At 47.7% G+C, this 7,791-nt stretch carries 11 protein-coding genes and 2 pseudogenes; 1 reads left to right on the forward strand and 12 read right to left on the reverse strand.

The window, feature by feature from the left end; genetic code table 11:
* The 12 genes and pseudogenes from GPK49_RS08510 to GPK49_RS08565 form a co-directional block, all read right to left on the reverse strand.
* A partial coding sequence (locus GPK49_RS08510) for a plasmid mobilization protein (RefSeq protein WP_215677451.1) occupies positions 1-263 on the reverse strand: 263 nt, incomplete at its 3' end.
* Between the two features lie 93 nt (positions 264-356).
* Positions 357-728 (reverse strand): hypothetical protein, encoded by a 372-nt coding sequence (locus GPK49_RS08515; protein WP_215677453.1) that lies wholly within the window; start codon positions 726-728, stop codon positions 357-359.
* Between the two features lie 68 nt (positions 729-796).
* Positions 797-1,222 (reverse strand): hypothetical protein, encoded by a 426-nt coding sequence (locus tag GPK49_RS08520; protein WP_006573565.1) that lies wholly within the window; start codon positions 1,220-1,222, stop codon positions 797-799.
* Between the two features lie 42 nt (positions 1,223-1,264).
* The gene (locus GPK49_RS08525; RefSeq protein ID WP_008982227.1) at positions 1,265-1,462 is read right to left on the reverse strand and encodes a helix-turn-helix domain-containing protein; all 198 of its coding nucleotides are present in this window, start codon (positions 1,460-1,462) and stop codon (positions 1,265-1,267) included.
* Positions 1,440-1,898: an RNA polymerase sigma factor gene (locus tag GPK49_RS08530; protein WP_023921375.1), complete on the reverse strand. Its 459-nt coding sequence runs from the start codon at positions 1,896-1,898 to the stop codon at positions 1,440-1,442. Before GPK49_RS08530 ends, GPK49_RS08525 begins: the two co-directional genes overlap by 23 nt.
* A 158-nt stretch (positions 1,899-2,056) precedes the next feature.
* Positions 2,057-2,761, reverse strand: a complete 705-nt coding sequence (locus tag GPK49_RS08535; RefSeq protein ID WP_006573567.1) for a zf-HC2 domain-containing protein — start codon at positions 2,759-2,761, stop codon at positions 2,057-2,059.
* Positions 2,754-3,266 carry an RNA polymerase sigma factor gene (locus tag GPK49_RS08540; protein ID WP_003533443.1) on the reverse strand — a complete coding sequence of 171 codons (513 nt, stop codon included), beginning with the start codon at positions 3,264-3,266 and terminating at the stop codon, positions 2,754-2,756. Before GPK49_RS08540 ends, GPK49_RS08535 begins: the two co-directional genes overlap by 8 nt.
* A 257-nt stretch (positions 3,267-3,523) precedes the next feature.
* A pseudogene (locus GPK49_RS08545) lies at positions 3,524-3,652 on the reverse strand (Maff2 family protein); the annotation flags it as partial.
* 219 nt (positions 3,653-3,871) lie between these two features.
* The gene (locus GPK49_RS08550) at positions 3,872-5,650 is read right to left on the reverse strand and encodes a VirD4-like conjugal transfer protein, CD1115 family (RefSeq protein ID WP_215677455.1); all 1,779 of its coding nucleotides are present in this window, start codon (positions 5,648-5,650) and stop codon (positions 3,872-3,874) included.
* Positions 5,647-6,123 (reverse strand): PcfB family protein, encoded by a 477-nt coding sequence (locus GPK49_RS08555; RefSeq protein ID WP_002586631.1) that lies wholly within the window; start codon positions 6,121-6,123, stop codon positions 5,647-5,649. The genes GPK49_RS08550 and GPK49_RS08555 overlap by 4 nt, the downstream gene beginning before the upstream one ends.
* Positions 6,124-6,164: 41 nt before the next feature.
* Positions 6,165-6,386, reverse strand: a complete 222-nt coding sequence (locus GPK49_RS08560; protein ID WP_002569164.1) for a DUF5348 domain-containing protein — start codon at positions 6,384-6,386, stop codon at positions 6,165-6,167.
* A 23-nt stretch (positions 6,387-6,409) separates the two neighbouring features.
* On the reverse strand, positions 6,410-7,393 hold the full coding sequence (locus GPK49_RS08565) for a DUF6017 domain-containing protein (protein ID WP_002586632.1): 984 nt from the start codon (positions 7,391-7,393) through the stop codon (positions 6,410-6,412).
* Between the two features lie 285 nt (positions 7,394-7,678).
* Here GPK49_RS08565 and GPK49_RS13005 point away from each other — a divergent pair.
* Positions 7,679-7,791: pseudogene (locus tag GPK49_RS13005) on the forward strand (recombinase family protein); the annotation flags it as partial.

Below are 7,791 nucleotides of genomic sequence, written 5' to 3' on the forward strand. Positions count from 1 at the left end.
AGCGTCCGGGCTATCTGGTTTAAGTTGCCGCCGATCCTGCCGTATTCGGCGGTCAGCTTCCCAACAGCGGCAAGCAGCTCATCATTGACGGGAGAAACGGTTATGATGGGGCGTATGGCTGCCCCGGTTATGGCTTGCCGGATAAACTCGGCTTGGCTCATGTTGTAGGCAGAAAGCCTTTCTGCAAACTCGGCGTATTCTTCCTCGGTCATGCGTGTTTTGACTACCCGGCTGCGGTGCGGCGTGTTATATCGTTTTCGCATGGTAAAACCTCCTTTCGGCTGTGCGTGGTGTCCTCTCACTAATAGGAGAAAAACAGGGTGTAAAGCGGAACTGTTTTTGAAAAATCCGAAAAATTATTTTGAGGGATTTTTCAGCGGCGCAAGCCGCATAAGCAGGGTTTGGGGAAGGCACTCCCCAACAAGATTCCCGCAGGGGCAAAATGAGCGAAAAGCGAATTTTGGTACTGTGGTAGAATCTTGCTCTAAAAAACTGCCGCTTTCCTCGGCGGCTCTGGTTTGCGGATATACTGGCTTGCTCCACCAATATAGCGATTGCGGCGGCGTGTTCTGCCCGCTGTTCACCACTACAACGGTGAAAAGGGGGCGTTTTGGCAAACGCAGCGGAAATTTTTTTGTTTTACCTGTCTGCTCCCTACAACAATCCGGCGGTGTGGTTTGCCAAAGATTTTTGAAAATGGGCGCAAAAAAAGCAGTAAACCTTTTCAAGATTTACTGCTTATCTGCCGCTGTGATGGGCGGCGGTATTAAATTGTCAGCCGTTTTTCAAATGGAATTTATCTGCAATCGCTTTCTTTCTGCTTTCCAATTCCTTTTCTGTAATCTTCCATAATCCTAACGCAATGATCTGCTATCTTTTGCATTCCGAGTTTTTCAAAAAAGGCAATTTGTATTTTCATCATTTCTTCACAAACAGTCAACTTCTGCTCATCCATATTGCTAATAGCAAGCCATGGGAACGCTTTATATTTCTTAGTGTCCCCAATGAGAAAATTGTACCCTATCAACTCATTTTCACGGAAAACGAAATAGAATTGTGGGCCTGAACCTGGAACTGACTTTTCCATAATTTGCTGCATTGTTTTCACGCCGCCGTATGCCGGAAAAAAACCTATTCGCTCAAGAGCATTTAATATGTCAATCCTTTTATCTGTGGGTATGTCTCTATAATTGATAATCTGTTCCATTTGCTCTACCCTCATTGAAGTTTAATTTGTTAGGCTCTAATTATACAACTTTTCTGTTTAGCGGTCAAAGTGGAACTTCAACAGGCTTTCTATCAGTTGCCTGACGATATGCTCCTGCATATCCGTGTTAATCTGTCCGTCCATTTTCGCACAAGAGCGGATATATCCCGCATAATGGGATAGGACGGCGGCAACAGCTTCCGGGTCGCCCTCGCTTGCCTTAACGATTGTCTCATAGGGAAGTAGCTGGCTCATAGGACAAACCCTCCAACTCTGCCCGTAGCCGCCGTAAAATCATCTGAATACGCCGCCCGGTTGTGTTGCCAGCCCGTCCATATCTCCGTCCAATCTCCCTATGCGTCAATCGTTGGAAGTAGTACAAGAAAATGATTTCCTGTTCCATCTGTGATAGTGCGGACAGGGCTGCGGCAAGCTCTGGGCTTTCCAAAAGCACCATCTGACCACAGACGAAAAGCGGATAGCTGGTCATGCCGGATTGCTCCGCAAAGTATTTATCTGTGGTACTGAATGGATAGTGTTTTTCTTCTATCAGATATTCAAGCGAGATTTCCCGCTTGCGGCGGCTCCGTATGCTCCGGGCTGCGTCTATGGCAGCGTGGCGAATAACAGTCTTGCAAAAGGCATCGTGTGTATGCCGGATATGTTCTTGATACTTTTCGTGTTCGGTCATGGAAAATCCCCCTTTCTGAATAATGGCAGAGGGCGGCAGCATCTTGTGCTGTCGCCCTCTTGATTACCGAACAGCAAAGACGGGCGGGGCTGTCAACAGCGGCGCATTTCCGCCGTTCATCTTGACCGTTGACAGGCTCGGCTGGGTTTGCTATCTGCTCACGGCAATTCACTCTCATTGATAGGAATTGCTTCAAGTTCCGTATTCAAATTGTTCCAATAAGAGCCGATATCCGCACTTGTGAAATACTTAAAACCGCCTGCTGCTGACTTCAATTCGCCGTTTTTAACTCCATAGCAGGCGTAAATCAAATCGTAGCTTGTTCCATCTGAGAGGTTAAATCTAAAGCTGGTCACAGCTGCTCCGGCAGTTTCCTCAGTTGTTTTGTCTTTTAAGGATAAGCCCTTGAACTTATCATACAGGGTCTTTATATCATTTTCAGCAACAACTACTTTCTTTTCTGCTGATGCAGGCACTTCGTCATAGTGGTACATTTCAACGCTTTCGACATCTTCAACCTCAAATGGGAAGTCGATTTTGACAGGCTCATAAGCAATGTTTATAGGTAACAGAAAGAGAGCTGCAAAAATTGCAATGATACAAAGAGCGATGGAAACGAGAACAGCAATCGTTATCTTTTTTTTGCCTCTCTGCTTTTCTTTTGCCTCATGGCGCATAATAACGCTTTCGCTTTCTTCGTGAAGAACATCTTCGTTCGTGTGAGAAAGCAATTTCTGATAAATTGCGTTACAGTCAGCACAGGCGTTCAAATGCTCTTTTACCATCTCTGCGCTTGCTTCGCTGCAAGCACCGTCAACATACAGCGGAAGAATATCTCGAACAATATCGCATTGTTTACTCATGCTTTTCATCCATCCTTTCTTGAATTTTTAGCTTTGCACGATGATAAGTAACTCTCGCCCATGATTCTGTTTTTCCAAAAATTGCAGCGATTTGTGAAAAAGATAGTTCCCCGAATACGCGAAGCTGAAAGACTTCTTTGTATGGTTCTTCCAAACGGTGAAGAACGAGGTGTATGCGGAACGCCATGTCAGAATCTGCAACTGAGTTCTCAACATTTTCATTTGATGGCAAGTCATTGATTTCACTCACATCAGCTACTCGCTGACGGCTTCGCATTTCATCATGGTAAAGATTTTTTGCTATGGAGCAGAGCCATGTCAATTCATCTGACTTACCTTTGAATTGTGATGTTGTAGAAACAGCCTTATAGAATGTGTTCTGCGTGATTTCCTCTGCTATCTCACGATTTTTGGCAAGAGAAATAGTATACGAGTATACCTGTAAATAGTAGGCTTTATAGAGCTTTTCATAGTCCATACTTGTCATCACCTCCTTCAGCTTCATAGGTTAGACGGAGAAATCGGAATTTCGTTACAAAGAAGTTTGAAATTTTTATACCTTTACGATACTCTTGCTTTCTGCGGACTATTGGTAGACGCGCATTAACGGCAAGCAAAGAGATTGCTGTGTCAGCTTGATATGTTCAAATGCTAATTAAGTATAGCACACAGCTATGAATTTTTCTATTGCGTTCCCCTGACTTCGGAATAGTGGCAGGGCTGGCTGTCTTTGTTTTGCTTTGTGCTTCTCTACCGTACATGAGCATTGGCGCCGGGGTTGTCGTTGCCGTAACCTTCCAGCAGGTTGATAACGCCCCAGATACCGAGACCGGCACCGAGCGCGATAACGAGGGTCTGAAGAACGGTGATTGCCTGTTCAAAAAATGCCATATAGTTTGTTAGCCGGAATCTGATTAAAAAATAGGTTTGTCATGTTTCATAGGCATACAAAAGCCGGAACAATCTGCCGCCCGGTTTCCGGGGGCATGATTCCGGCTGTCCTCCTTTTTCATTATTTTTTCTCGCGATTGTCCGCTTTGTACGCCAATGGCCCATAGAGGGCAGATGCGGCGAATAGATAAGATCACTCCCTTCTAAAGCGGAACGAAATTAAGCGCCCTTTGTGTCTACTTCATATACATCGCAGACCTCATTGGGCTTGAGTTTCAGCCTTGCGGACAAGAATGCTTCAATATCAAAAGCGTTCTTGTCATCCGCGTCGGCAGTGTACTTGAAATTGGGGTGCTTGGTGATGTCGTACTTATCCGAAAGGAAAGGACGCACACCGCGCAGCTGGAGGATACACTTGCCGCCATCCATAACAGCAAGCTCATCCTGGCTCATCAGCTCTTTCCCCAATTTTTGATAGTTGAGTGAATGGGATGTTTCCCTCCCACGGCTCTCTCCGGTGTTGTAGGTGTCGATGGTTTCCTTACCCAGCACGGCGGCCAGCTCCTTGAGAGTGGTCGGCTCCTTACCGCCCAGAAAGATGGAAGTATCCATGTTTCCGATAATGGTATCTGCGTTATCCTTATAAATCGCCTTGAGCTGACTCTGCGCCTGCAACACCAGACAGGCGGAGATCTCACGGCTTCGGATGGTGGCCACCAGCTTTTCCAACTTGGGTATCTGGCCAATGTTGGCGCACTCGTCGATCAGACAGCGCACATGAACCGGCAGTCTGCCGTCGTACACATCGTCGGCCTTTTCGCAGAGCAGGTTAAACAGCTGGGTATAACACATGGATATAAGGAAATTAAAGCTGTCATCAGTGTCACTCATGATGAGGAACAGGGCAGTTTTCCTGTCTCCCAGAGTATCCAGCTCCAGCTCATCATAAGCCGTGACCTCACGCAACTCTGCAATGTCGAACACGGCAAGGCGAGCGCCGCAGGAAATCAAAATCGACTTGGCTGTTTTTCCCGCCGCAAGTTTGTATTTTTTGTACTGCTTGACTGCAAAATGTTCCGGGTCTTTTTCTTCCAGACGTTCAAACATGAGGTCAACCGGGTTCTGGAAGTCCTCGTCGTCCTCGCGGGCTTCCGACGCATTTATCATTTCAAGCAGCGTCGTGAAGTTCTTCTCGTCCTCCGGGGCTTCATACCAGATATAGCCGATTAGTGCGGTATAGTAGAGCTTTTCCGCTTTCACCCAGAAATCCTCGCCGGATTTTTCCCCGTCGCCTTTGGTGTTGGCGATAATGGTATTGACTAACTTCAAAATGTCCTTTTCGCTCCGCAGATAGGCAAAGGGGTTGTATTTCATGGATTTTTTGAAGTTAATCGTATTTAGCACTTTGATACGGTATTTGTACCGCTGCAACATTTTTCCGGTTTCCAAAATCAGTGTTCCTTTCGGGTCAGTGACGATATACGACGTTGGAAAATCCTTTGACGTACATTGCATGAGCGACGGTTTCACAAAGAACCGGGTCTTGCCGCTGCCGGAACCGCCGATTACAAGGATATTTTTGTTTCTTGCGTATTTCGGCTGCTTCGGGCGGCTGTTCATGGTGAGCCGTTCCGTCTGCGTTAAGGGGATATTATTCTCAAATACCGGGTCTGTGTATGGCTTTATATCGTCAGCCCCGCCCCAACGCGCCGAACCGTATTCTGTCCCGCGGCGGTATTTCTTCGCGTTCTTGCCTTTGGTGTAGATAATCAGCCGAACAATGACCGCCCCCGCAATGCCTAAAGCTAAGTCTGCCGGGTGGAAGCTCGGCGCGATACTGGAAAAGGCGGCGGTAAAACCGTCCCCAAGATGTAGCAGCTTTGCGCTTGCGTCCGCGCCGGGGGAGAGCCGGACAGCCGCGCCCGCTTTATCAAAGAGCCAGACAAAGAGCAGATACGGGAGATTTAAGATAAGCAGCTTCTTGATTTCCGGCTTCATAGCGATACCTCCCTGTCCTTGTTCTTGACCTTTGCCCGTTCCGCGTTTCTGCCCTGTGCAGCTTCTTTGAGGGTAGAGAGCAGCTTTCGGATTGAGGGCTTTTTCTCCTGTGTCAGCTTTTTTGCGGAAAATTCCTTAAAGGCTGCGGTCAGCACGTCCGCGTCCCGCCCCTTGAAGAAAACCAGATAGCGGGGCGGGCTTTCCGTCGCGTCCTTTTTCAGCGCAAAGTCGATACCGTACTTTTTCGCCGTACTCTCAAAGGCTTTGATATTGCCCTCGGTAATCTCAATGTTGGAAACGCCCGCGTTCTGCTTCATAAGCTGCTTTAAGCTCTGCTTGCCCTGTGGCGGTTTGGAAAGCTGCTTTTTTCCCTTTGACAGTATGGCTTTCATTGCCTTTTGGAGCGTCTGGGCGGTCAGCTTCCCGGTCTTGATGTAAAGGGCTATGGTCTTTTCGTTTACTTCGTCCTGCAATTTGTCGCGTCCTCCTTTCGCGTTTCTTTATGGGGCGGCGGTCAGATACGCACCCGCAGCCCGTTCAAGTCCTCGGCTCTGATACCCACAAGATACCAGTTGTCGCCGTACTCAATCCGGGTCGGCTTCCACTTGCCCCGCACGAATACGTCAAAACATTCTCCACAATGCAGCCCGCCATAGTAGCTGTTTAAGTCAAAGCGAATGTCGTAACGGTCGGTGCGCTCGTCAAATACCAATGCTCCTGTCATTTTCTGTGCCATAATAAAATCCTCCTTTTGTTGTTTTACAGGCTTTCGCCCGGTTTGCATGAATAATAGTCCGGGTCGCCGTACTGCGGCTTCTTCGGTGACAGTGCGCCGCTTGCCATGTCATGGGCGACAAGGGAAGTGTAATAATTGCCGATAGTGGACGGGGCGTTGAAAAGGGCTGCTTTCAGATATTGCTTGATGTTGCGGATTTTCGTTGTGTTCTCCCGCATACAGTCAAGCACAAAGCGGATATGCTCGCCGTCCAGTTTCATAAACTTTGACTTCACAAGCTCTGCCGGGTAGTCGTCCCCCGCAATCCGTACCCGCTTTCTGGCGGTGCATACGGTTTCAAGCATGAGGTCTACAATCTCGTCAAGCCTGTCACTGTCAAACTTCATGTCCTGTTTGAGAATGTGGTAGTCGATATTGTCCTTGATGATTTCCCGGTATATATCAACTGCGCTCTGTGCTGCCGCTTCCGTTCCTTTCCGTTCCGGCGGCGTAGCCGCTTCTCTGCAAGGAGAGGGGTTAGGGGAAAGGATAGGAATGGAATGGGTACTTTGTTCATCAGTAATTATTTTTTCTTTTTTTGGTAAGTCAGTTCTTTGTATATCTTTATTTAATTGCGTTGGATTTTCCAACGTAGGTTTTTCCAATGTAGGTTTTTCCTGTGTTGGATTATCCAATGTTGGATTTTCCAATGTAGGTAAATCCGGCGTAGGCGGCTGCGGCTGCTCGAATATCACATAGTCCGCGCCCCGCAAGCGTCCTTTCTCGTCGCGCTCCCTTGAACGGACGATATACCCGGCGCGTTCAAGCTCCTTAATGGCTTCGCGGATAGCGTCTATCTTCTCCCGGTTGATAAGGGATAAGCCTTTCAAGGTGTAGTCCCAATCTTCGGGGAGTGACAGCATTTGCGACAACAGCCCCTTTGCCTTTAGGGAAAGCTCCTTGTTGCGTAGGTGGTGGTTGCTCATTACGGTGTAGCCCTTGTTCCGTTCCACTCTGAAAACTGCCATAGTTCATAACTCCTTTGCTTTGGATTTGTTACGCAGTAGAAGCGCGGTTTCGGGGGATAAGGTATAAATCCCTTTCCGCACCAGATACGCGCCCGGAAAACCGCTTGTAGCAAGGCTTTTTCTGCCCCTACTGCGTAACAAAGGGCATGAAAAAAGCGGCGTTCCTGTTCTCCCATGTAGAGAGTAAGAAACGCCGCTTCTGCGTCGTATTCAGTTTTTAGTACAATACCCTGCTTGTCCGTCGCTCGAAAAACCTTGATTTTCCAGTGTTTTCAAAAGTATCGTTATCTAACGTCAGCTTTTCAAAGACCCGGTTTCCAAGCCATGCTTGCGGACATTGAAGCCGGAAAAGTCGGGACAGTTATCGTAAAGGATATGTCGAGGTTAGGGCGAAACTA

Origin of the sequence: Clostridium sp. MCC345 (assembly GCF_018785345.1) — a bacterium.
GTDB lineage: Bacteria > Bacillota > Clostridia > Lachnospirales > Anaerotignaceae > Anaerotignum_A > Anaerotignum_A faecicola.

Bases quoted from the DNA above. Each gene is read 5' to 3' on its own strand.
- GPK49_RS08540 (WP_003533443.1), bottom strand. From the start codon at position 3,266: ATGAAGCTGAAGGAGGTGATGACAAGTATGGACTATGAAAAGCTCTAT.
- GPK49_RS08530 (WP_023921375.1), bottom strand. From the start codon at position 1,898: ATGACCGAACACGAAAAGTATCAAGAACATATCCGGCATACACACGAT.
- GPK49_RS08560 (WP_002569164.1), bottom strand. From the start codon at position 6,386: ATGGCACAGAAAATGACAGGAGCATTGGTATTTGACGAGCGCACCGAC.
- GPK49_RS08525 (WP_008982227.1), bottom strand. From the start codon at position 1,462: ATGAGCCAGCTACTTCCCTATGAGACAATCGTTAAGGCAAGCGAGGGC.
- GPK49_RS08565 (WP_002586632.1), bottom strand. From the start codon at position 7,393: ATGGCAGTTTTCAGAGTGGAACGGAACAAGGGCTACACCGTAATGAGC.
- GPK49_RS08535 (WP_006573567.1), bottom strand. From the start codon at position 2,761: ATGAGTAAACAATGCGATATTGTTCGAGATATTCTTCCGCTGTATGTT.
- GPK49_RS08550 (WP_215677455.1), bottom strand. From the start codon at position 5,650: ATGAAGCCGGAAATCAAGAAGCTGCTTATCTTAAATCTCCCGTATCTG.
- GPK49_RS08520 (WP_006573565.1), bottom strand. From the start codon at position 1,222: ATGAGGGTAGAGCAAATGGAACAGATTATCAATTATAGAGACATACCC.